The following is a 20,740-nucleotide window of genomic DNA, read 5'->3' on the forward strand; positions in this document are numbered from 1 at the left end:
GGCGCCCGCGGGTGAGTGGCTTCTGTCCAAGATCTTGATTTAATTGATTTTTATTGGGGTGCGCGCATGGCGGCGTGTCCGCTTGCGCGCCTGTTCCACGCGCCGGCGGGGCCTGGCGGAATCGACTTCTGGCCGAACCTGAACGGAGCCTTCGTTCCATCCATGCAACGGACTGAACTTCCAGCTGCCTTAGCAGTCGTAATACGCGACTGCTAAGATGCCTGCCATGAACCAGACTCCCACCGCAACCGCCCTGATCGCCAACAACCTGCCGGTGCCCAGCGCACTGGGGTCGCTCGACGCCTATATCGGTGCCGTGTACCAGATCCCGGTGTTGAGCGCCGAGGACGAGCAGGACCTGGCCCGCCGCTTCCGCGACGACGAGGACCTCGATGCCGCCCGCGAACTGGTGCATTCGCACCTGCGCTTCGTGGTGCATGTCGCGCGCGGCTACAACGGTTATGGCCTGCAGCTGGGCGACCTGATCCAGGAAGGCAATATAGGCCTGATGAAGGCGGTCAAGCGCTTCGACCCCGAGCAGGGCGTGCGCCTGGTCAGCTTCGCGGTGCACTGGATCCGCGCCGAGATGCACGAGTTCATCCTCAAGAACTGGCGCATCGTCAAGGTCGCCACGACCAAGGCGCAGCGCAAGCTGTTCTTCAACCTGCGCAAGAGCAAGAAGCGCCTGGGCTGGTTGAACGCCGAGGAAGTGCGCACCGTGGCCGCCGACCTCAACGTCTCCGAGCGCGAAGTGCTGGAGATGGAGTCGCGCCTGTCCGGTCGCGACGTGGGCTTCGACGCGCCGGCCGACGAGGACGACGAGCGCACGCCGCCGTCGCCGTCCGCCTATCTGCGCACCGATGCCGAGGACCCGTCGCAGCTGTACGAGCGCGAGGACGAGGAGGACAACCAGCTGCAGCTGCTGCGCGAGGGCATGGCCGGTCTCGACGAGCGTTCGCGCGACATCGTCAAGCGCCGCTGGCTCGACGGCGACAACAAGGTCACCCTGCAGGAACTCGCCGACGAATACGGTGTGTCCGCCGAGCGCATCCGCCAGATCGAGGCCAACGCGCTGAAGAAGATGAAGGCGCTGTTCGTCGCCTGATCGCGGCCTCGTATTCGCACGACCACGGCCCGGCGATCCCGGGCCGTTTTCGTTTCCGGCGCCGGTGATCGCCCGCACGCATTTCGCAGGAGCGGCGCAGGCCGCGATACCCGGCTGCGCCCGGATATCTCCCAAAATTTGCTGCGCAATCCTTGGGTCCCACCGTTGCCGTGCTGTACGCCGCTCCTACGGGTCTCAATATCCTCGGCCGTTGTGGCAGCGTGTCGCCGACCGTCGTCGGTACGGCCCGTTCCGTTCGGGATGAAGGGCTGTCCGCGTCAACCCCGATCGCGGCTTGCGCCGCTCCTACGGGGCAGCCGCATCGCCGCTCTCGTCGTCGTGGTCGTCGAGGATGATCCGCGCGTGGCGCTGGTAGCTCCAGTAGGCCCAGGCCCAGTTGATCAGCACCAGCAGACGGTTGCGGAAGCCGATCAGGAACAGCACGTGCACCCACAGCCAGAACCACCAGGCGAGCAGGCCCTTGAGCTTGAAGCCGTGCAGGTCGACCACCGCGGCCATGCGGCCGATGGTGGCGAGGTTGCCCATGTCGCGGTAGCGGAACGGCGGCGCCGGTCGTCCGGCCAGGCGCGCGCGGATCGCGCGGGCGGCGTGGGCGCCCATCTGCTTGGCCGCCGGCGCGACGCCGGGCACGGGTCGGCCGTCCTGCTCGATGCTGGCCAGGTCGCCGGCGACCAACACCTCCGGCCGCCCCGGCACGCCGAGGTCGGCCTCGACCCGGACCCGGCCGGCGCGGTCGCGCGGCACGTCGAGCAGGGCGCCCAGCGGCGAGGCGGCGACTCCGGCCGCCCACAGCACGGTGCGTGCCGGCACCCGCTCGCCGGCCAGTACGTAGCCGTCGCCGTCGATGGTCTCCACCGCGTGCCCGGTGACCACCTCGACCCCGAGCTTTTCCAGCTTGAGCCGGGCGTTGTCCGACAGCTCCGGCGGAAACGAGGCCAGCACCCGCGGACCGGCCTCGATCAGGCGCACCCGTGCCCGCGCCGGGTCGATGTGGCGGAACTCGTCCTTGAGCGTGTGGCGGGCGATCTCGGCCAGGGTGCCGGCCAGTTCGACCCCGGTCGGGCCGCCGCCGACCACGGCGAAGTCGAGCCAGGCGGCGCGTTCGGCGGGGTCGTCGGCGGCCTCGGCGCGCTCGAACGCCATCAGCACCCGGCGGCGGATGCCGAGCGCGTCGTCGAGCGACTTCAGCCCCGGCGCATGCTCGGCCCAGGCGTCGTTGCCGAAATAGGCGTGGGTCGCGCCACTGGCCAGCAGCAGGTAGTCGTAGCCGATGCGGCTGTCGTCGGCACCGTCGTCGCCGGCGAGGGCGACCGTTCGAGCATCGGCATCGATCGCGGTCACCTCGCCCAGGCGCACCTCGACATTGCGTTGGCCGCGCAGGATGTGGCGCAGCGGTGCGGCGATGTCGGGCGCCGACAGGCCGGCGGTCGCCACCTGGTACAGCAGCGGCTGGAACAGGTGATGGTTGCGGCGGTCGATCAGGGTGATGCGCACGCGATCGCGGGCCAGCGCGCGGGTCGCCCACAGGCCGGCGAAGCCGCCGCCGACGATCACGACATGGGGAAGGGCGTTGGCGCTCATGCATGGGCTCCTGTGACGGGCAGCGGTGCCGGGGGCGGCAGGTGCAGGCCGACGCTGTGCGGCGGCCGCCCGAGCAGCGCCGGCAGGCGGTTGCGACGCGGACAATTATCCTGCCGCAGCAGTTCCCAGTGACCATAGGAGAACGGCGTCAGGTGAAGCAGGTCGCAGGCATGGCTGGCCAGCCGCGCCAGCCAGCCCGGCACGCGCAGGCTCGCGGCGGGTGCGTCGGTGTGCAGGCGGCGCATCGCCGCGACGTGCTCGGCCAGGGTGCACGGTCGCAGGCCGCCGAGGTCGTGTTCGCGCGGCATGCCGGGATCGGCCGCTGCCAGCACCAGGTTGGCGATCGCTTCGCCGAGGTCGGCGACGTCGAGCACCGCGATCCGCCCGCAGGCGTCGGCGGGCAGCAGCTGCAGCGGCCAGCGTGCGACCCGGCGGATCCAGCGTGCGCCGTAGCCGCCGTCGCCGTCGAGCAGGGACGGGCGCACGATGTGCCAGTCGGCGCCGCTGGCGCGCAGTGCCGCTTCGCCGTCGCGCTTGGACAGCAGGAAGCGGCTGCGTACCGGGCCGTCGAGGCCGAGCGCGGACACGTGGACCAGACGCAGCCCACGCGCCGCGCAGGCGGCGGCGAGCGCGGCGGGGGCACGGTGATGGACACGGTCGTAGGTCTCGCGTCCGCGCGGGCGCAGGATGCCGACGCAGTTGATCACCGCATCGACCCCGGCCAGCAGGGCGGACCAGTCGGCGGCGGCGGTCATCCGCTCCATGCGGACGCGCAGATAGCGGGCGGCGGCGATATCGGCGCGGCGCTGGCGCCGGCCGGGGTGGCGGCTGCCGATGCTGACCGGCACCCCGCGCTCGCGCAGGGCGGCGACGACATGGCGGCCGATGAAGCCGGCGCCGCCCAGGACCAGTACCCGGCGCGGGCCGGCTGTTTGTGAGCCGACTGTCTCCCCGTCGACCGGGGCTGGCGTTGCGTGGAGGGGCATATCCCTGCTCCTTGTTTCAGTTATTTCTGTCTTGACAGAAATATATGACGAATCTAATCTGCCGCCAAGCCCGCGAACCGCCCGCCGGGCCGTTGCCGGAGTCCGCGATGTCCGAAGCCGTCGAACTGTCCCCGATCGCCCGCCGCTTCGTCCTCCATTGGGGCGAAATGGGCTCGCGCTGGGGGGTCAACCGCACCGTGGCGCAGATCCACGCGCTGCTGTTCCTGTCCGGTCGGCCGATGCATGCCGAGGAGATCGCCGCGACCCTGTCGGTCGCCCGCTCCAACGTCAGCACCAGCCTGCGCGAGCTGACCAACTACAACCTGGTGCGCACCGTGCACCAGCTCGGCGACCGCCGCGACCACTTCGAGACCTCCAGGGACGTCTGGGAGCTGTTCCGCACCGTCGTGCGCGAGCGCAAGGCGCGCGAGTTCGACCCGACCGTGGCGATGCTCGGCGACTGCATGGCCGACCCGGAGCTGGCCGCGGAGCCGCCGGAAGTGCGCGCCAGGATCGCCGAGACCCTGGCGCTGATGTCCGCGCTGTCGGCCTGGGGCGAGGAGATGCTGCGGCTGGAACCGGCGACGCTGATGAAGGTGATGAAGCTCGGCAGCCGGATCCAGAAGCTGCTGCGCGAGGGATGAGCCGGGCGCGGCGGTTCCCGGCGGACCGCGTCGGGGCGGCCGGAAGCGGCTACCCAAAGTGGCCGATCGTGGTCACCGGCTTGACATGATCAGAGAATAATTTTCATATCAGGACAACAATTCTCCGTTTGGGGGTCGTATGTCCTTGCACCGTGTCCTGGTCGTCGCGATCGCCGCGGCGCTCCCGCTGATGGCCGCGCAGGCGCAGGAGTCGTCCACCGCAGAGGCGGCGGCCACCGACCTGGACGGGGTGGTGGTGACCGCCAACCGGGTCGAGCAGCCGCTGGTGGAAACGCCGATGGCGGTCACCGCGCTGGACGCGCGGACCCTGGACCGCCTGCGCATCGAGCGCTTCGACGACTATCTGACCCAGGTACCGGGGATGTCCTCGATCAGCCCGCGTCCGGGCAACGCCCAGCTGACCCTGCGCGGGGTCGGCGTGGGCCTGCAGGGCAACAGCACGGTCAGTCTGTACGTCGACGACAGTCCGTTCGGCAGCAGCAGCATCTTCGCCCGCGCCGGCAATCTCACCGCCGACTTCGACCCCTACGACATGGCCCGGATCGAGGTGCTGCGCGGCCCGCAGGGCACCCTGTACGGCGCCAACAGCCTCGGCGGCCTGCTCAAGTTCGTGACCACGCCACCGGCGCTGGGCACGTTCGAATCGCAGGCCCAGGGCCAGTACGGCACGGTGTCCGGCGGCGGCGACGGCTGGAGCCTGCGCGGCCTGGTCAACGCGCCGATCGGCGAGACCGCGGCGCTGCGCGCCAACGTGTTCAAGCGCCGCGACCCGGGCTACATCGACGATGTCGGTCTCGGCCGCAAGGACATCAATGGCAGCGATGTCGCCGGCGGCCGTGCCTCGCTGTTGTGGCAACCGGCGGACGCGCTGCGGGTGCGCCTGACCAGCATGGCGCAGGACCTGGACAGCCTGGGCGCGCCGGTGGTCGAGCTGGTCGACGCCGCGCCCGGTGCCGGCCAGCCGGGCGTGCGTCCGGACCTGCGCCCGGCCTATGGCGGCCTGACCCAGCGGCGCTGGCTGGACGAGAACTTCGACGTGCGGATGCGCCAGCACAACCTCAGCGTGCAGTACGACTTCGACCGCGTCAGCCTGCTCTCCTCCAGCAGTTACGGCACCCAGCACAACCGCTTCCGCAGCGACGCCACCGTGCAGTGGCGTGGCCTGCTCGGCGGCGCGCTGGGAACGCCGTTCGAGGGCTTCGCCTATGCCGAGGAGTTCGGCATGGAGCAGAAGAAGTTCACCCAGGAAGTGCGCGCCTGGACCACCGACGAACGCACGCTCGGCTGGCAGGCCGGTCTGTATTACAGCAACGAGGAAACCGGCAACCGTCAGAAGCTCGCGGCCTACGATGCGGCCGAGCGGACGCCGGCCGACCTCGTCGGGCTGATCGGCGACGAGCTGTTCGTCGCGACCCTGCCGGCGAGCTACGACGAGATCGCCGCCTACGGCACGCTGACCTGGCGGATCTCGCCGCGCTTCGACGTGGCCGTGGGCGCACGCTACAGCCGCAACGAACAGGAGTTCACCCAGGACACCCGCGGCGCGCTGCTGTCGGGGGTGTCGGGCAAGGGGTCCGAAGACGCGACCTGGACCTATCTGGTCAATCCGCGCTGGCGGGTGCGCGACGGGTTGATGTTCTACGGTCGCTTCGCCACCGGCTACCGGCCCGGCGGCCCCAACTTCGTGCCGCCGCCGGAGCTGGCCGGGGTGATCCCGCCGGCGTTCGAGCCGGACAAGCTGACCAGCTACGAGCTGGGCATGAAGGGCGAATGGCTGGACCGCCGCGTCGGCCTGGAACTGGCCGCCTACTACGTGGACTGGTCGGACGTGCAACTGAGCGTGTCCTTCGATGGCTTCGGCTTCCAGGGCAACGGCGGCCGCTCGCGCAGCCAGGGCCTGGAGGCGGCGTTGAACCTGCGTCCGTTCGACGGCCTGAATCTGGGCCTGACCGCGTCCTACACCGACGCCCACCTCACCGACGAGGTGCTGGGGCCCGACGGGCAGCCGGTCGCGCGCTTCGCCAAGGGCGATCGTCTGCCCTACGTGCCCCGGGTCGGCGCCGCCCTGAACGCCGATTACGAAGGCGACCTGACCGGTACGCTGGGCTGGTTCGTCGGTGCGAGTTTCCGTCATGTCGGCGAGCGGGCGACAGACTTCACCGGCAATGGCGCCGGCCAGACCCTGTCCGGCTACAACCAGATGGATCTGCGCGCCGGCCTCGACAGCAGTCGCTGGAACCTGAGCCTGTGGGTGAAGAACGCGGCCAACGCCGACGACCTGGTCACCCTGGGCGTCAACGGCGCGCTGGAGGACGGCCGCACCCTGTACGGCGGCTCGGTGCTGCAGCCGCGTACCGTCGGCATCACCTTCACCGGCTACTTCCATTGAGCGCGGCCGTGATGCCGCGCGCCGGCACCGCGCGCCTGTCGCTGCACATGGCGATCGAGCCGCTGCCGTTGAAGACGCCGTTCCGCATCAGCGGCCACGCGTTCACGGCGATGCCGGCGCTGGACGTCGTGCTCGACGACGGCGGTCATCGCGGTCGCGGCGAGGCCGCCGGCGTGTACTACCTCGGCGACACCCCGCAGGCCATGTGGCGCACGCTGGAACATCACCGCGAGGCGCTGGAGTCGGGCCTCGACCGCGATGCGCTGCAGGCCCTGTTGCCGGCGGGCGGTGCCCGCAATGCGGTCGACTGCGCGCTGTGGGAACTGCAAGCGCTGCGTGCCGGCACCTCGGTGGCCGCGCTGGCCGGGACCGCTCCGCCGCGGCCGCTGACCACGACCTTCACCATCGGCGCCGACGATCCGGCCACGGTGGCGCGGCGGGCGCGCGACTGGACCGACGCGCGCGCGCTCAAGCTCAAGCTCGATGGGGAGGTCGACGTGGACATCGAGCGCATCCGTGCGTTGCGCGCGGCGCGGCCGGAGGTCTGGTTCGGCGTCGACGCCAACCAGGGCTATGCCCCGGCCACGATCGAACCATTGCTCCGGGCGCTGTCCGATGCCGGCGCGAGCCTGCTCGAGCAGCCGTTCGCGCGCGGTCGCGAAGCCGATCTGGACGGCATCGACGTCGCGATCGACATCGCCGCCGACGAGAGCATCCAGGACCTGGCCGAACTGGAAGCGCGGGCGCGGCACTTCGACGTGGTCAACATCAAGCTCGACAAGTGCGGCGGCCTGACCGAGGCATTGGCGATGGAGCGCCGCGCGCGTCGGCTGGGCTTGAAGGTGATGGTCGGCAACATGCTCGGCAGCAGCCTGGCGGCGGCGCCGGCGTTCGTGCTCGGCCAGCGCTGCGACCTGGTCGATCTGGACGGCCCGACCTTCATCGCCCGAGACCGCGTGCCGGGCGTCCGCTACGTCGACGGTGCGATCGATTGTCCGCATCGGGTCTGGGGAGGCATGCCATGCGCATGAACACATTGGATATCGGCCGTCGGCGGCTGCTACAGGCGGCCGGCGCTTCGGCCGCGCTGATGGCACTGCCGGCGACCGCGACGCCGACCGCGGGCAAGGCATCCGCGACGGCGTTGTCGGGCTACTCCAGGCGTGCCCGCGCGATCGTCGAGCGCGCCCTGGTCATCGACATGCTGGCGCCGCTGCGCATCGACCTGCGCGAGGATGCCTACGCCGAGCCGCTGAGCGCCGGGGAGATCGCCGACTTCCGCCGCAGCGGCATCACCGCGATGCACCACAGCTGGGGCATCGAGGGGCCGGACGCGCACAGCCAGGTGTTGGCGCACATGGCCGGCTGGTACGGCCTGATCGCGCACCACGCCGATCTGTTCGTGCTGGTGCGCGGCGTCGCCGATCTGGAGCGGGCGAAGGCCGACGGCAAGGTGGCGGTGATCTTCGGTGTGCAGAACGCCGACCACTTCCGCGGCGTCGACGACGTGAAACTGTTCCACGGCATGGGCCAGCGTTGCGCGCAGCTGACCTACAACAGCCAGAACCTGATCGCCTCCGGCAGCACCGACCGGGTCGACGGCGGGGTCAGCGACTTCGGCGCGGCGATCATCGCCGGGATGGAGAGCACCGGCATGCTGGTGGACGTCTCGCATTGCGGCCCGCGCACCACCCTGGACGCGATCGAGATCGCGCGCGGACCGATCGCGATCACCCATTCCAACTGCCAGGCCCTGCTCGATCATCCGCGCCTGAAGAGCGACGAGGCGATCCGCCGACTGGCGGCGAAGGGCGGGGTGATGGGGATCACCGGGGTGCGGATGTTCGTGACCGGCGCCGAACCGACCACCATCGAGCACATCGTCGACCACATCGACCACGTCGCCAGGCTGGTCGGGATCGAGCACGTGGGCATCGGCTCGGACGCCGACCTGTACGGCTACGATGCGATGCCGGCCGAGCAACTGGCGCAGCTGAAGGCGGCCTACAAGGCCAGCTACGGGTTCCGCGACCGCATCGACATCGCCGGCTTCGACCATCCGTTGAAGATCTACGACCTGGTCGAGGCACTGATCCGGCGCGGCTACGGCGACGCCGATATCGCGCTCGTGCTGGGCGGCAATTTCCGCCGTCTGCTCGGCCAGGTCTGGCGCTGAACCATGGGCCCCGAATCCGCGATGGACGGGCGCCACTCCGGTACCGCAACCACCCGCAGCGATCTGCTGCGCCTGCCCCGTCCCTATCTGCTGTTCCTCGGCGACGTCGGCGATCCGGCCTATGCCAAGACCGCGTTCGGCGTGCGCGACTGGGCGAGCGCGCACTGCGTGGGCGAATGCCGGTTGGACGGTGGCCGGGTCAGCCTGGGATTGCCCGAGCTCGGCCCGCGGGAGGCCCGCATGGCCGGCGCGCGCGCGCTGCTGATCGGGGTGGCGAATGTCGGCGGCGTGATTCCGCCGGCGTGGATGCCGATGCTGCTGGATGCGCTGGCCAACGGCCTGGACCTGGTCTCCGGCCTGCACACCCGGCTGGCATCGATTCCGGCCCTGCGCGAGGCCGCCGAACGGCATGGCCGACGCCTGGTCGACGTACGCGAACCGCCGCCGGCGATCGCACCGGCGAACGGACGTCGGCGCAGCGGCAAGCGCCTGCTGACGGTCGGTACCGATTGCGCGCTGGGCAAGAAATACACCGCGCTGGCGCTGACCGAAGCGTTGCGCCTGCGCGGCGTGGACGTGGATTTCCGCGCCACCGGCCAGACCGGAATCCTGATCGCGGGGCGCGGCATTGCGATGGATGCGGTGGTCGCGGACTTCGCCGCCGGCGCCGCCGAACGGCTCAGCCCGGACGCGGCCGAAGACCATTGGGACGTGATCGAAGGGCAGGGCTCGTTGTTCCATCCCGCCTATGCCGGGGTGTCGCTGGCCTTGCTGCACGGCAGCCAGCCGGACGTCGTCGTGGTCTGCCACGACCCGGGGCGCGGCCACATGCTGGGCTATCCGGACTATCCGATGCCGTCGCTGGAGGACGCGATCGGCCTGAATCTGCAACTGGGGCGGCGGACCCGCCCGGCGATCCGCTGCGCCGGCATCAGCCTGAACACCTCGGCGATGGATCCCGCGTCCGCGGATGCCCTGATCGAGCGTGAAGGCCGGCGACTGGGCCTGCCGGTGGCCGACCCGGTCCGCGGCGGCGCCTGCTTCGAACGGCTCGTCGACGCCTGCCTGGATGCCGGCGCGGCGGGTAGGGCCGGCTGATGTCCTCGCGCGCCACCGGGGCTTCGTGGTTCCAGCGCTTCCTGCTGCCGGGGCTGGCATTCAAGGCGGTGGTGATCGGCGGCGGTTACGCGACCGGGCGCGAGCTGGCGGAATTCTTTCTCGCCGGCGGCCCCTGGGCCGGCATCGTCGCGATGCTGTTGGCGATGCTGGTGTGGAGCCTGGTCTGCGCGGCCACCTTCGCCTTCGCCCGCGCGACGCATGCCTACGACTACCGCGGTTTCTTCACCGCGCTGCTGGGCCGCGGATGGTGGATGTTCGAGCTCGTCTACCTGCTGTTGCTGGTGCTGATCCTGGCGGTGATGGGCGCGGCCGCCGGCGAGCTGGGGCGCGCCGTGTTCGGCTGGCCCGGCCTGGTCGGCAGCGTCGGCTTCGTGATCCTGGTGGCGGCGGTGGCCGCGACCGGCAACGCCGGCGTGGAGCGTCTGTTCAAGTGGGCCGCGCCGCTGTTGTACGGCACCTATCTGCTGTTCCTGCTGCTGTCCTTGTCGAGCTTCGGCGACCGCATCGTGGCGCGCTTCTCGGCCTCGCCGACGACGCTCGGCGAGGTCGCGGCCGGATTGCCGGGCGGCCTGGGCTACGCCGGCTACAACCTGGTCGCGGCGGTGGTGGTCCTGCCGATGGTCCGCCATCTGCGCGGACGCCGCGACGCGCTGATCGCCGGCGCGATCGCGGGACCGCTGGCGATGCTGCCGGCGCTGCTGTTCTTCATCTGCATGGTCGCCTGGACCCCGGCCGTCGCCGATGCCGCGCTGCCATCGGATTACCTGCTGCAGCGCCTGGACCGGCCGCTGTTCCGGCAACTGTTCCAGGCGATGGTGTTCGTCGCCCTGCTGGAGACCGGTGTCGGCGTGGTCCACGCGCTCAACGAGCGGATGGCGGCCAGTTGGCGCGCGCACCGCGGCGAACGTTTCCCGATCGGCGTCCGCATGGCGGTGGCCGCCGCGCTCCTGCTGGCGTCGATCTTCCTGGCCGGCCGCTTCGGACTGGTTGCGCTGATCGCCAGCGGCTATCGCGGGCTGTCCTGGGCCCTGCTGGCGGTGTACGTGTTGCCGCTGCTGATCCTGGGGCCCTGGCGGTTGCGCCGACGGCGTGCCGGTGCGCGAGCCACCCGGTACGGGGCATGAGTGCCGTGGCCGCTGCCAGCGATGCCATTCACGTTCAAGAAACGCGCATGAAAGCGAGAGGATGACCATGTTCAAGCTGAGACCACTGCTGCTGGCCGGACTGATGTGCTGTGCCGGGGTCGCGTCGGGACAAGAGGCGCCGGCGCGGATGGAGACGCCGACGATGGCCGGGATCGGCGAGGGCCCGTCGGCGCCGGAACCGTCGCAGCGGCTCGATGCGGCCGAACTGGAGGCCTATGTCGACGGCGTGGTCGAGGCCTACATGAAGCGGCTCGGCATCGCCGGCGTCACCGTCGCGGTGGTCGACGCGCGGGGACCGCTGCTGCTGCGCGGCTACGGCATCGCCACGCAGAAAGCGGTGCCGGGACGGGTCAGGGCCGACGCCACCCTTTTCCGGATCGGTTCGGTATCGAAGACCTTCACCTACCTGGAGGCCCTGAAGCTGATCGATGCGGGCCGGCTCGATCTGGACGCGCCGGTCAACGACTACCTGCCCGAGGACCTCGCGCTCGCCGACGATGGCTACCCGCCGGTGCGGATCCGCCATCTGCTGACCCACACCGCCGGCTACGAGGATTCGGCGCTCGGCCACCTGTTCGCGCGTTCGCCGCAGGAGGCGCTCAGCCTGCACGACTACGTGCTGCGACACCGGCCGCGGCGGGTGCGCGAGCCGGGCCTGCACGCGGTGTATTCCAACTACAGTCTGGCCCTGCTCGGTGCGGTACTGGCAAACGTGTCCGGGGTGCCGTTCGAGGCCCTGATGGAGCGCGAGCTGTTCGAGCCGATGGGAATGGACGTGACCACCTTCCGCGAGCCGTTGGGCGAGGATGACGAGCGCACCGCGAGCGCGTGGCTCCGCGACATGTGGTCGGAGGGCTTCAAGCGGACGCAGGGCGGGTTCGAGAAGCAGGATTTCGAGTACATCGCCCAACTGGCGCCGGCCGGTTCGGCATCCAGCACCTCGGTCGACATGGCGCGCTACATGCGCATGCTGCTGGGACGCGGCGAGCTGGATGGAAAACGCATCCTGCCGGCGTCCGCGTTCGCGCGCCTGCAGGGCGAGCCGTTGTTCCGCACCGCGCCGCAGGCCACCGGTTTCGCCTACGGCTTCTTCCGCAAGCGCTACGGCGACGTGCGCAGCCTCGAACACGGCGGCGCGACCCTGTACTTCCACAGCAACATGGTGGTCGTGCCCGAGCTCGGATTCGGTGTGTTCGTCTCCACCAATACCGATACCGGCGTGCGCCTGGCGGCGGAGCTGCCCGGGCTGTTGCTGGAGCGCTACTTCCCCGCCGCCCGTTCCGATCCGCCGCAGATGCCGGCCGCGGACGAGGGCGAGGCGCTGGCGCCGTACCTGGGCGCCTACCTGGGCGAGCGCCGCAACTACACCCGCTCGGAGAAACTGCTGTTGTCGACGGTGGTCGAGGTGGGCGCGACCGCCGGCGGCCATCTGACCCTCAGCGCGGGCGGCGAGACTTCGCGCTGGGCGCGGCTATCCGATGATGTCTTCGCTTCCGTGGAGGGGCCGGGGCGACTGGTGTTCCTGCGCGACGGCGCGGGCCGGGTGAGCGGCTTTGTCTCGCCGGGCGGGCACGACGTGTTCGATCGTGCCGGCGCGTTCGAGGTGCCCGGCCGGCTGTACGCGCTGCTGGCGCTGGCCGGCCTGGCCGCCGTCGGCGTGCTCGCCGGTGCCTGGCTGCGCCGCCGCCGTCGCTGCGCCGATGCGGGCGGCCGCAGCAGCGTGCGCTGGCTGGCCTTCACCGCGCTGGCATGGCTGCTGTTCCTGGCCTTGTTCGCGACCGCCTTCGTGCAGATCAGCGCGGCGGGCGACGCGGCCATCTTCGAGTATCCCTCGACCCTGCTGCGCGTCGCGCTCTGGGCCGCATTGCCGGCGCTGCTGCTCACCCTGGCCAGTGTGGCGCTGCTGTGGCGCGCCTGGCGGTCGAAGGCGTTCGGTCTTTGGCGCAAGCTGCGTCATACGCTGGCGCTGACGGCGTTCGTGCTCGCCGGCTACGGGGTGTGGGTCTGGAACATGGTCGGCTGGAAGTTGTGAACCCGTCGGGCTGGCGGCGGCATGCGGCCGCCGCCGGTCACGGCGCCGGCGCGCCGGCGTCCTGCGCCATCAGCATTGCGACGAAGTCCTCGCCGGCCGCGCAGACGCCGAGGATCAGCGCTTCGTCGCAACCCTCGCCGACCAGGTAGGCATGGCCCATGTTGGAGTCGATGTAGATCGACTCGCCGGCCTCCAGGGTGACCGGGTCGTAGAACTCGGTATGGGCGACGATGCGGCCCTCGATCACGTAGATGTACTCCTCGCCGGCATGGCGCACGTAGTCGCCGAACTCGGCCAGCGAGCGTGCGCGCACCCGGGTCAGGATCGGCAGCATCCGCTTCTGCCTCAACTCCGGGCAGAAGTAGTAGTAATCGTAGTTGGGGGTGGTGACCTGGACCGCATCGCCGATCCGGCCGATGCTGCGGCGGGCGGTGACCGGGACCTGCCCGGCGGCGGCACCGCTTCCCGCCGCGGGCTCGGCGAACAGTTCCGAAAGCGGAATGTTGAGCCGCTGGCTGAGACTCAGCAGCTTGTCGTAGCTGAGCGTCAGCCGGTCGTGCTCGATCTTGGACAGCGTCGAGACCGGAATGCCGGTCTGCTCGCTCATGCGTTTGAGCGTCCAGCCGTTGCGCGACCGCAGTCCGCGCAGCAGGGTGCCCAGGGTCGGATGCGGCGTCTCCATCGACTCCGATTCTACGGGAATCCCGCGGCGGAATCGGCGCCGACGGGCGTCCGCCGCACGGCGGCGGCGGTCATGCCGCCGCGGCGATCCCCATGCGCTCGGCCAGCAGGCGTTCGAGCCGGACCTGGTCGGCGGCGAAGCGGCGGATGCCGTCGGCGAGCTTGTCGGTCGCCATCGCATCCTCGTTGTGCAGCCAGCGGAATCCGGGTTCGTCCAGGCGCGGCGGTGCCGGGGCGCGGTCGCCGCCGTCGGCCAGCGCGAGCGGCACCTCGGCGGTGGTGGCGTCGAGCTCGCCGAGCAGGTCGGGCGAGATCGTCAGCCGGTCGCAGCCGGCCAGCGCCAGCACCTGCCCGGTGTTGCGGAAGCTCGCGCCCATCACCACGGTCCGGTAGTCGTGGCGCTTGTAGTACTGCCAGATCCGGGTCACCGACTGCACGCCGGGGTCGTCCTGCGGCGAGGCCGGGCGGGCCATGCCGTTGGCCAGGTGCCAGTCGAGGATGCGGCCGACGAAGGGCGAGATCAGGAACACTCCGGCCTCGGCGCAGGCGACCGCCTGGGCGAACGAGAACAGCAGGGTCAGGTTGCAGTGGATGCCCTCGCGTTCGAGCTGCTCGGCCGCGCGGATGCCTTCCCAGGTCGAGGCGATCTTGATCAGCAGGCGATCGCTGTCGATGCCGGCCCCGGCGTACAGCGCGACCAGCTTGCGCGCCTGCGCCAGGGTCGCGGTGGTGTCGAAACTCAACCGCGCGTCGACCTCGGTCGAGACCCGGCCGGGGATCAGCTTCAGGATCTCGCCGCCGATCGCGACCGCGAGCCGGTCGCCGGCATCGGCGATGCGTGCGCCATCGTCGCCGCCGCGGGCCTGTGCGATGGCCGCGTCGATCAGCGGCGCGTAGGCCGGCAGCGAGGCGGCCTTCAGCAGCAGCGAGGGGTTGGTGGTCGCATCGAGCGGCTGGAAGCGGGCGATCGCCTCGATGTCGCCGGTGTCGGCGACGACGGCGGAATGCGTGCGCAGGTGTTCGAGTTGGCTGGTCATTGGGGGCGTCGTGGTTCGTGTTCCCGGCCATTCTCGCCGATCGGCGGCGATGGATGCATGCAGGGCTCCTATCTTCTGTCGTCCCGATACGTCCGCACCGGCTGGTGCGGCCCGGGCCCGGGTTGCGATAGGCTGCCGGGCAACTGCCGCTAGGCATCCAGGGAGCATGTCCATGGCGGACAAGGCCGAAGAGCAACGCATCGCCCTGCTGATCGACGCCGACAACGCGCCGGCCTCGAAGATCGACGTGGTGCTCAGTGAAGTCGCCCGTCACGGCGTCGCCAACGTGCGTCGCGCCTACGGCAACTGGAAGAGCCCGGCGATGAAGGGCTGGGAAGCGGTACTGCACGAGTACGCGATCCGCCCGATCCAGCAGTTCGCCTACAGCAAGGGCAAGAACGCGTCCGACATGGCGATGGTGATCGACGCGATGGACCTGCTGTACGCCGGCAAGCTCGACGCCTTCGCGATCGTGTCCTCGGACGCGGACTTCACCCCGCTGGTGATGCGGCTGCTGACCGAGGGGGTCCGGGTCTACGGCTACGGCGCGCAGCAGACACCGGAGCCGTTCGTGAATGCCTGCACGGTGTTCACCTATCTGGAAGCGCTGGGACAGCCGAGCGAGGCCGGGGGAGGCACCCAGAAGGCGCGCCCGACCAAGCAACTGCGCGACGACAAGCGACTGGTGCAGATGTTGCGCAATGCGGTGGAGGCTGCCGGCGAGGACGATGGCTGGGCGCATCTGTCCGCTGTCGGAAAGCAGATTTCCAACCAGGCTTCGTTCGATCCGCGCAACCACGGCTACCGCAAGCTCAGCGACCTGATCGACGCGATCGGACTGTTCGAGGTCAAGCGCCAGGGCCAGGTGGTGCTGGTGCGCGACAAGGCGAGCGCAAGGCAGAAGGCGAAGAGCGGAAGCAAGTAAGGCGAAGGACGGGTCCGCAAGGACGGGAGACGCCAGGGAGGTGGCGACATGAACACCGTGGCGACGGCCGCGACCACGACCGATCTGCCGACCCGCCGCGAAGCCCTGGTGTTCGCGTGCAAGGCCTGGGGCCTGCGCGCCCTGCGGGCGCTGCGCGACGCGGCCGATCCGGGGCGCCCGCGCCGGCATCCGCGCGCCAACACGCTGGCGCAGGCGCCGGCGCTGGCCGAGTTCGACAGCCCGTTGTGGCCAGGCGAGGAAGTCGATCCGATGCTGGTGGCGGGCAAGCTGCAGAACCTGCGGCAAGCGCTGAAGCGGCTGGATGGGATCGAAGTGGCGCCCGGCGCCCGCTTCGGCTTCTGGAAACAGGTCGGTCGCGCCACCCGCCGGCGCGGCTATGCGATCGGGCGCGAACTGCGTGAGGGGTGTCTGATCCCCGCCATCGGCGGTGGCCTGTGCCAGCTCAGCAACGCGCTCTACGACGGCGCCGTGCGCGCCGGTTTGACCGTACTCGAACGTCATCGTCATTCGCGCGTGCTGCCCGGTTCGCTGGCCGAGCAGGATCGCGATGCGACCGTGTTCTGGAATTACCTGGATCTGCGCCTGTGCGCGCCGTTCGCCTGGCGGCTGGAAGTGGAAATGGACGCACAGCGCCTGCGCCTGCGCATCCGTGGGCATCGCGACGTGGATGCGGTGTCGTGGCCGATGGCGGTGTCGCCACGGCGTCCGGCCACGCCCAGCAACGATTGCGGCAGCTGCGGCCAATACGAATGCCACCGCCACACGGGTCCATCCACAGGCCGTTTGCGCCGTCTGTGGTGGCTGCAGGAGGCCTGGCCGGAATTCAGCGCTGCGCTGGCGGCAGGGCGCGGCGAGGACGATCGCGTATTCGGTCCCGGCGGTCGCCGGTTCCCGGCGCAGGCGCCCTGGCGCCGCGCGGCGCAATCGCTGAGTTGGCGTTACGGACGTTGGCGCGGGCGGGCGCTCCCGCAGGTACGGCTGGCGCAGTTGCGCGCGCATGCGCGCGACCTGGCCGGCCAACTGCAATTGCAGGATCTGGACCTGGTGTTGCCGCAGAGTCTGTTGCCGTTCCTGTGGCGCGACGGAGAGCTGGCCGGACGCCGCTACGCGGTGCTGATGACCGCGTTGCCGATGCGCGTGTTGCAGGATGAGCTGGATGCGGCGGTGCGTCGGCATCCGCAGGTGCGCTCGCTGCGGGACTTCCGCGCCGACGAGACGCTGATCGCGGACGAATGGCAGGCATTGCAGGCCGCCGAGACCTGGTGGAGTCCGCATGCGCGGGTGCTGGCCATGGCCGGCGAGCGCGGCCGGGCCCTGTCATGGGCGATGCCTGCGGCCGTGCCCGCCAGCGGGCGTGCCAGTGCCGGTGCGCGCCCGCGGTTGTTCTTCCCGGCGTCCCCGCTTGCGCGCAAGGGCATCCTGGAGCTGCTGGAGGCCGTGCGCGACCGGGATGTCGAGATCCTGTTGCCGCCGGGCGACAGCGAGCGCGGACTGGACCCGGGCCGCGCCACGCTGCGGCGCGTCGACTCGTACCGCCACGGGCTGTTGCAGGCCGATGGGGTCGTGTTGCCGGCCTGGGTCGAGCACCAGCCGCGCGCGCTGTTGGGGGCGATCGCCGCCGGCCTGCCGGTGGTGGCCACGCCGGCCTGCGGCCTGCCGGCGTCGCTGCCATGGACGCCGGTGGAGGCGGGCGATGTCGAGGGGCTGCGACGCGCCTTGCGGACCCTGTCGATGGGCGGCTGAGTTCCGGCCAGGCGATGCGTCCGTCGGCGCTGGTCCGCTCAGTCGCGATCGGGTGCGCCGGGCGGGAACAGTTCGCGGTAGGGACGTGCCTCGTCGACCGCCCGTGCGACCGAAGGGTGCGCCAGCAGGCGTGCGCGGTAGCCGCGCAGGCGTTCCAGGGATGCGTCGATCGGTTGCACCCAGTCGGCGTAGAACAGGGCCGGCGCGGCGGCGCAGTCGGCCAGGGTGAAGGACGCCCCGCAGGCCCAGCGGCGCTCGCCCAGTTCGGCGTCGAGCCAGGCGTAGGCGGTGTCCAGCCTCTGCCGCGCCTGTTCGACGCCATGGCCGTCGCGTTCGGATTCGGGGCGCAGATGATCCAGCACGATCTTCTGCATCGGTGTGGATACGTACAGATCGAACAGGCGGTCGAGCCGGCGTACCGGCAGCGCGGCGCCGGGGTCGGCGGGCAGCAGCGCGACCGGACCGGGATGATGGCGTTGCAGGTGTTCGATGATGAGCGAGGTCTCCTCGACCTGGCGGTCGCCGTCGACCAGCAGCGGGAAACGCGCGATCGGCCAGCGGCGGGCGAATTCGGCGAGGTTGTCCGGGTGCTCGGGCGACAGCATCCGGTATTGGAACGGGGTGTCGTTCTCGTACAGCGCGATCAGTACCTTCTGGCTGTAGGACGAGAACGGATGGGCGAACAACTGCAGGTTCATGCGCGGCTCCTTGGAGGTTCATCGACACGACGAACCGACGGCGCCGGAATCGACACCGTGTCGCAGGCGCGATGTCCGAGGCCGGATTCAGTACAGATCGATCGGATCGACGTCGAGCGACCAGCGCACCTTGCGCGACTCCGGCGCGGCATGGATGGTCGGCAACGCGGCATCGAGGGCGGCATGCAGGCGGCGGCGATCGGGCGCGGTCAGCAACAATTGCGCGCGCTGGTAGCCGGCGCGTCGCGGCATCGGCGCCGGCAGCGGGCCGCTGATCTCCAGCGCCGTGTCGTCGTCGCAGGCGTCGCGCAGGGCGTCGCGGGCGATGCGCAGGAAACCTTCGGCGATTTCGACCTGGCGGGCTTCGGCGCGCAGCATCGCCATGTGCGTGGAAGGCGGAAAGCCGGCGGCCTCGCGCAGCGGCAGTTCGGCCTCGGCGAAGGCGTGATAGCCGCCGCCCAGCAGGGTCGCAAGCAGCGGGTGGTCGGGGTGGTGGGTCTGCAGCAGCACTTCGCCGGGTCGCTGCGCGCGGCCGGCGCGGCCGGCGACCTGGATCAGCAACTGGGCGAGTTTTTCCGGCGCGCGGAAGTCGGCGCTGAACAAGCCCTCGTCGATGCCGACCACCGCGACCAGGGTCAGCCCGGCCAGGTCGTGGCCCTTGGCCAGCATCTGGGTGCCGACCAGGATGCCCGGCGCATCGCCGAACTCGGCCAGCAAGCGCTCCATCGCGTCGCGGCGCTGGGTGCTGCCGCGATCGATCCGCACCACCCGGGTGTCGGGGAAGCGCGCCTTCAGCGCGTCCTCGATGCGCTCGGTGCCGGCACCCTGTGGCTGCAGCGACAGCCCGCCGCAATCCGGGCAGGCGTCGGGCACGCGCTGGCGCGCGCCACAGTGATGGCATTGCAGCCGGCGGCCGCCGGCATGCACGGTCATCGGGGTGCCGTGCAGTTCGGTGCTGCAGCGCGGACACTGCGCCGACCAGCCGCAGTCGTGGCACAGCAGCACCGGCGCGTAGCCGCGGCGGTTCTTGAACACCAGCACCTGGCCGCCGGCGTCCAGCGCGCGTCCGATCGCGGCGAACAGTTCCGGCGACAGGCCGGCATCCAGCGGCCGCTTGCGCACGTCGATCACCCGCACCTGCGGCGGTCTGGCGGCGCCGGCGCGCTGGCGCAGGCGCAGATGGGCGTAGCGTCCGAGCTGGGCGTTGCGCAGCGATTCCAGCGACGGCGTGGCGCTGCCGAGTACCACCGGTACCGCCAGGGCCTTGCCGCGGACCAGGGCGAAGTCGCGGGCGTGGTAGCGGATGCCGTCGAGCTGCTTGAAGCTGCCGTCGTGCTCCTCGTCGATCACGATCAGGCCCGGCTCGGGCAGCGGCAGGAACACCGCCGAGCGGGTGCCGACCACGACCCGTGCCTGGCCGCGCGCGGCCGCCGCCCAGACCCGCGCGCGCTCGCCGTCGGCCAGGCCCGAGTGCAGCGCGTGCACGCCGACCCCGAGGCGGGCGCGGAAGCGCGCCAGGGTCTGCGGGGTCAGGCCGATCTCCGGCACCAGCACCAGCGCCTGGCGCCCGCGTGCGAGGCAGTCGGCGATCGCGTGCAGGTAGACCTCGGTCTTGCCGCTGCCGGTGACGCCGTCCAGCAGCAGCGGCTGGAAGCGGTCGCGGGCGGCCAGCACCGTGTCGACCGCGGCCTGCTGCTCCGCATTGAGGGTCGGCCCCGCCGACGCCGCGCCCGGGGCGCGCGAGGCGGCCAGGACGACGCGTTCGGCCAGCCCGCGCTTCTCCAGGCTGCGCGCGGCCGCGCGCGCGCCGTCGATCGTGCCCAGGGTGTCCTCGTCGAGCGGGCCGCTCGCCAGACGCTCGGCCAGTTCGCGCGGCCGGCCGGCACGCATCGCGGCCAGCGCGGTGGCGCCGGCCTCGCTCAGGCGCCAGCCCCAGCGGCGGGTGTCCGGCAGCGGCTCGCCATGCCGCAGCGGACCGGGCAGGGCGGTCGCCAGCGCTTCGCCGAGCGGGGCGTGGGTGTAGCGGGCCAGCCAGCGCAGCGAGTCGAGCAGTTCGCCATGCAGCAGTGGGGCCGGGTCGAGCCGGGCCGCCACCGTTTTAAGTTCCGCCGGCGCGGCGTCGGCGTCGGCCACTGCGGCGACCACCCCGACCTTCTCGCCATTGCGGCCGAACGGGACCCGGACCCGGCAGCCGACCGGATCGCTGCCGTCGTCGCCGGCCGGCGGCAGGTAATCGAACAGCCTGGGCAGCGGAATCGGCAGTGCGACCTGCCAGACCGTCCGCGATGGGGCAGCGGCGGCGGTCGGTTCGGAGGACGGGACGGGGGGCATCGCGGCAGTCTAGGGCGCGCCCCGCGATCGCGACAGGCCGGCGGCCGGATCGACACGGCACCGGCATCCGCGGATCACCCCGCGT

The 20,740-nt window shown here is 70.9% G+C and carries 16 protein-coding genes; 10 read left to right on the top strand and 6 right to left on the bottom strand.

Features of this window, described 5'->3' with window-relative positions; translation table 11 throughout:
• Positions 1–226: 226 nt before the first annotated feature.
• The gene (gene rpoH / locus C9I47_RS02060) at positions 227–1,105 is read left to right on the top strand and encodes an RNA polymerase sigma factor RpoH (RefSeq protein ID WP_111265261.1); all 879 of its coding nucleotides are present in this window, start codon (positions 227–229) and stop codon (positions 1,103–1,105) included.
• A gap of 306 nt (positions 1,106–1,411) precedes the next feature.
• Here rpoH and C9I47_RS02065 read toward each other — a convergent pair whose 3' ends face one another.
• Positions 1,412–2,707: an NAD(P)/FAD-dependent oxidoreductase gene (locus C9I47_RS02065; protein ID WP_111265262.1), complete on the bottom strand. Its 1,296-nt coding sequence runs from the start codon at positions 2,705–2,707 to the stop codon at positions 1,412–1,414.
• The gene (locus C9I47_RS02070; RefSeq protein WP_111265263.1) at positions 2,704–3,693 is read right to left on the bottom strand and encodes an NAD(P)H-binding protein; all 990 of its coding nucleotides are present in this window, start codon (positions 3,691–3,693) and stop codon (positions 2,704–2,706) included. Before C9I47_RS02070 ends, C9I47_RS02065 begins: the two co-directional genes overlap by 4 nt.
• Positions 3,694–3,800: 107 nt before the next feature.
• On the opposite strand from C9I47_RS02070, the gene C9I47_RS02075 reads away from it, so the two are divergent.
• The 7 genes from C9I47_RS02075 (at position 3,801) to C9I47_RS02105 (ending at position 13,219) form a co-directional block, all read left to right on the top strand.
• Positions 3,801–4,337: a GbsR/MarR family transcriptional regulator gene (locus C9I47_RS02075; RefSeq protein WP_111265264.1), complete on the top strand. Its 537-nt coding sequence runs from the start codon at positions 3,801–3,803 to the stop codon at positions 4,335–4,337.
• A 139-nt stretch (positions 4,338–4,476) separates the two neighbouring features.
• Positions 4,477–6,747: a TonB-dependent receptor gene (locus C9I47_RS02080; protein WP_111265265.1), complete on the top strand. Its 2,271-nt coding sequence runs from the start codon at positions 4,477–4,479 to the stop codon at positions 6,745–6,747.
• On the top strand, positions 6,744–7,778 hold the full coding sequence (locus C9I47_RS02085; RefSeq protein ID WP_223250239.1) for a dipeptide epimerase: 1,035 nt from the start codon (positions 6,744–6,746) through the stop codon (positions 7,776–7,778). Before C9I47_RS02080 ends, C9I47_RS02085 begins: the two co-directional genes overlap by 4 nt.
• Positions 7,775–8,923 carry a dipeptidase gene (locus tag C9I47_RS02090; RefSeq protein ID WP_223250240.1) on the top strand — a complete coding sequence of 383 codons (1,149 nt, stop codon included), beginning with the start codon at positions 7,775–7,777 and terminating at the stop codon, positions 8,921–8,923. The genes C9I47_RS02085 and C9I47_RS02090 overlap by 4 nt, the downstream gene beginning before the upstream one ends.
• Before the next feature lie 3 nt (positions 8,924–8,926).
• The gene (locus C9I47_RS02095; RefSeq protein ID WP_223250241.1) at positions 8,927–10,021 is read left to right on the top strand and encodes a DUF1611 domain-containing protein; all 1,095 of its coding nucleotides are present in this window, start codon (positions 8,927–8,929) and stop codon (positions 10,019–10,021) included.
• Positions 10,021–11,166 (top strand): YkvI family membrane protein, encoded by a 1,146-nt coding sequence (locus C9I47_RS02100; RefSeq protein WP_111265269.1) that lies wholly within the window; start codon positions 10,021–10,023, stop codon positions 11,164–11,166. The genes C9I47_RS02095 and C9I47_RS02100 overlap by 1 nt, the downstream gene beginning before the upstream one ends.
• A 61-nt stretch (positions 11,167–11,227) precedes the next feature.
• Complete coding sequence (locus tag C9I47_RS02105; RefSeq protein ID WP_111265270.1) at positions 11,228–13,219, top strand: serine hydrolase domain-containing protein; 1,992 nt, start codon at positions 11,228–11,230, stop codon at positions 13,217–13,219.
• A gap of 37 nt (positions 13,220–13,256) precedes the next feature.
• On the opposite strand, the gene C9I47_RS02110 is transcribed toward C9I47_RS02105, so the two are convergent.
• Both C9I47_RS02110 and tal read right to left on the bottom strand, forming a co-directional pair.
• Complete coding sequence (locus tag C9I47_RS02110; protein ID WP_111265271.1) at positions 13,257–13,901, bottom strand: helix-turn-helix domain-containing protein; 645 nt, start codon at positions 13,899–13,901, stop codon at positions 13,257–13,259.
• A 70-nt stretch (positions 13,902–13,971) separates the two neighbouring features.
• Positions 13,972–14,937, bottom strand: a complete 966-nt coding sequence (tal, locus tag C9I47_RS02115) for a transaldolase (RefSeq protein WP_111265272.1) — start codon at positions 14,935–14,937, stop codon at positions 13,972–13,974.
• Positions 14,938–15,103: 166 nt separating this feature from the next.
• On the opposite strand from tal, the gene C9I47_RS02120 reads away from it, so the two are divergent.
• Positions 15,104–15,862, top strand: coding sequence for an NYN domain-containing protein (locus C9I47_RS02120; RefSeq protein WP_111265273.1), 759 nt, complete (start codon positions 15,104–15,106; stop codon positions 15,860–15,862).
• A 48-nt stretch (positions 15,863–15,910) separates the two neighbouring features.
• Positions 15,911–17,626: a VanW family protein gene (locus tag C9I47_RS02125; RefSeq protein ID WP_111265274.1), complete on the top strand. Its 1,716-nt coding sequence runs from the start codon at positions 15,911–15,913 to the stop codon at positions 17,624–17,626.
• Positions 17,627–17,664: 38 nt separating this feature from the next.
• Here the strand turns inward: C9I47_RS02125 and C9I47_RS02130 are convergent, their stop codons facing one another.
• Together C9I47_RS02130 and C9I47_RS02135 are read right to left on the bottom strand one after the other, a co-directional pair.
• Entirely contained in the window at positions 17,665–18,324 is a 660-nt protein-coding gene (locus tag C9I47_RS02130; RefSeq protein ID WP_111265275.1) for a glutathione S-transferase family protein, read from the bottom strand.
• An 87-nt stretch (positions 18,325–18,411) separates the two neighbouring features.
• The gene (locus C9I47_RS02135) at positions 18,412–20,655 is read right to left on the bottom strand and encodes a primosomal protein N' (RefSeq protein ID WP_111265276.1); all 2,244 of its coding nucleotides are present in this window, start codon (positions 20,653–20,655) and stop codon (positions 18,412–18,414) included.
• Positions 20,656–20,740: the final 85 nt, after the last annotated feature.

This window comes from Marilutibacter maris (genome assembly GCF_003233695.1).
In the GTDB taxonomy this organism is placed as follows: domain Bacteria; phylum Pseudomonadota; class Gammaproteobacteria; order Xanthomonadales; family Xanthomonadaceae; genus Marilutibacter; species Marilutibacter maris.

Bases quoted from the DNA above. Each gene is read 5' to 3' on its own strand.
- rpoH (WP_111265261.1), top strand. From the start codon at position 227: ATGAACCAGACTCCCACCGCAACCGCCCTGATCGCCAACAACCTGCCG.
- C9I47_RS02065 (WP_111265262.1), bottom strand. From the start codon at position 2,707: ATGAGCGCCAACGCCCTTCCCCATGTCGTGATCGTCGGCGGCGGCTTC.
- C9I47_RS02070 (WP_111265263.1), bottom strand. From the start codon at position 3,693: ATGCCCCTCCACGCAACGCCAGCCCCGGTCGACGGGGAGACAGTCGGC.
- C9I47_RS02075 (WP_111265264.1), top strand. From the start codon at position 3,801: ATGTCCGAAGCCGTCGAACTGTCCCCGATCGCCCGCCGCTTCGTCCTC.
- C9I47_RS02080 (WP_111265265.1), top strand. From the start codon at position 4,477: ATGTCCTTGCACCGTGTCCTGGTCGTCGCGATCGCCGCGGCGCTCCCG.
- C9I47_RS02090 (WP_223250240.1), top strand. From the start codon at position 7,775: ATGAACACATTGGATATCGGCCGTCGGCGGCTGCTACAGGCGGCCGGC.
- C9I47_RS02095 (WP_223250241.1), top strand. From the start codon at position 8,927: ATGGGCCCCGAATCCGCGATGGACGGGCGCCACTCCGGTACCGCAACC.
- C9I47_RS02100 (WP_111265269.1), top strand. From the start codon at position 10,021: ATGTCCTCGCGCGCCACCGGGGCTTCGTGGTTCCAGCGCTTCCTGCTG.
- C9I47_RS02105 (WP_111265270.1), top strand. From the start codon at position 11,228: ATGACCATGTTCAAGCTGAGACCACTGCTGCTGGCCGGACTGATGTGC.
- C9I47_RS02110 (WP_111265271.1), bottom strand. From the start codon at position 13,901: ATGGAGACGCCGCATCCGACCCTGGGCACCCTGCTGCGCGGACTGCGG.
- tal (WP_111265272.1), bottom strand. From the start codon at position 14,937: ATGACCAGCCAACTCGAACACCTGCGCACGCATTCCGCCGTCGTCGCC.
- C9I47_RS02120 (WP_111265273.1), top strand. From the start codon at position 15,104: ATGTCCATGGCGGACAAGGCCGAAGAGCAACGCATCGCCCTGCTGATC.
- C9I47_RS02125 (WP_111265274.1), top strand. From the start codon at position 15,911: ATGAACACCGTGGCGACGGCCGCGACCACGACCGATCTGCCGACCCGC.
- C9I47_RS02130 (WP_111265275.1), bottom strand. From the start codon at position 18,324: ATGAACCTGCAGTTGTTCGCCCATCCGTTCTCGTCCTACAGCCAGAAG.
- C9I47_RS02135 (WP_111265276.1), bottom strand. From the start codon at position 20,655: ATGCCCCCCGTCCCGTCCTCCGAACCGACCGCCGCCGCTGCCCCATCG.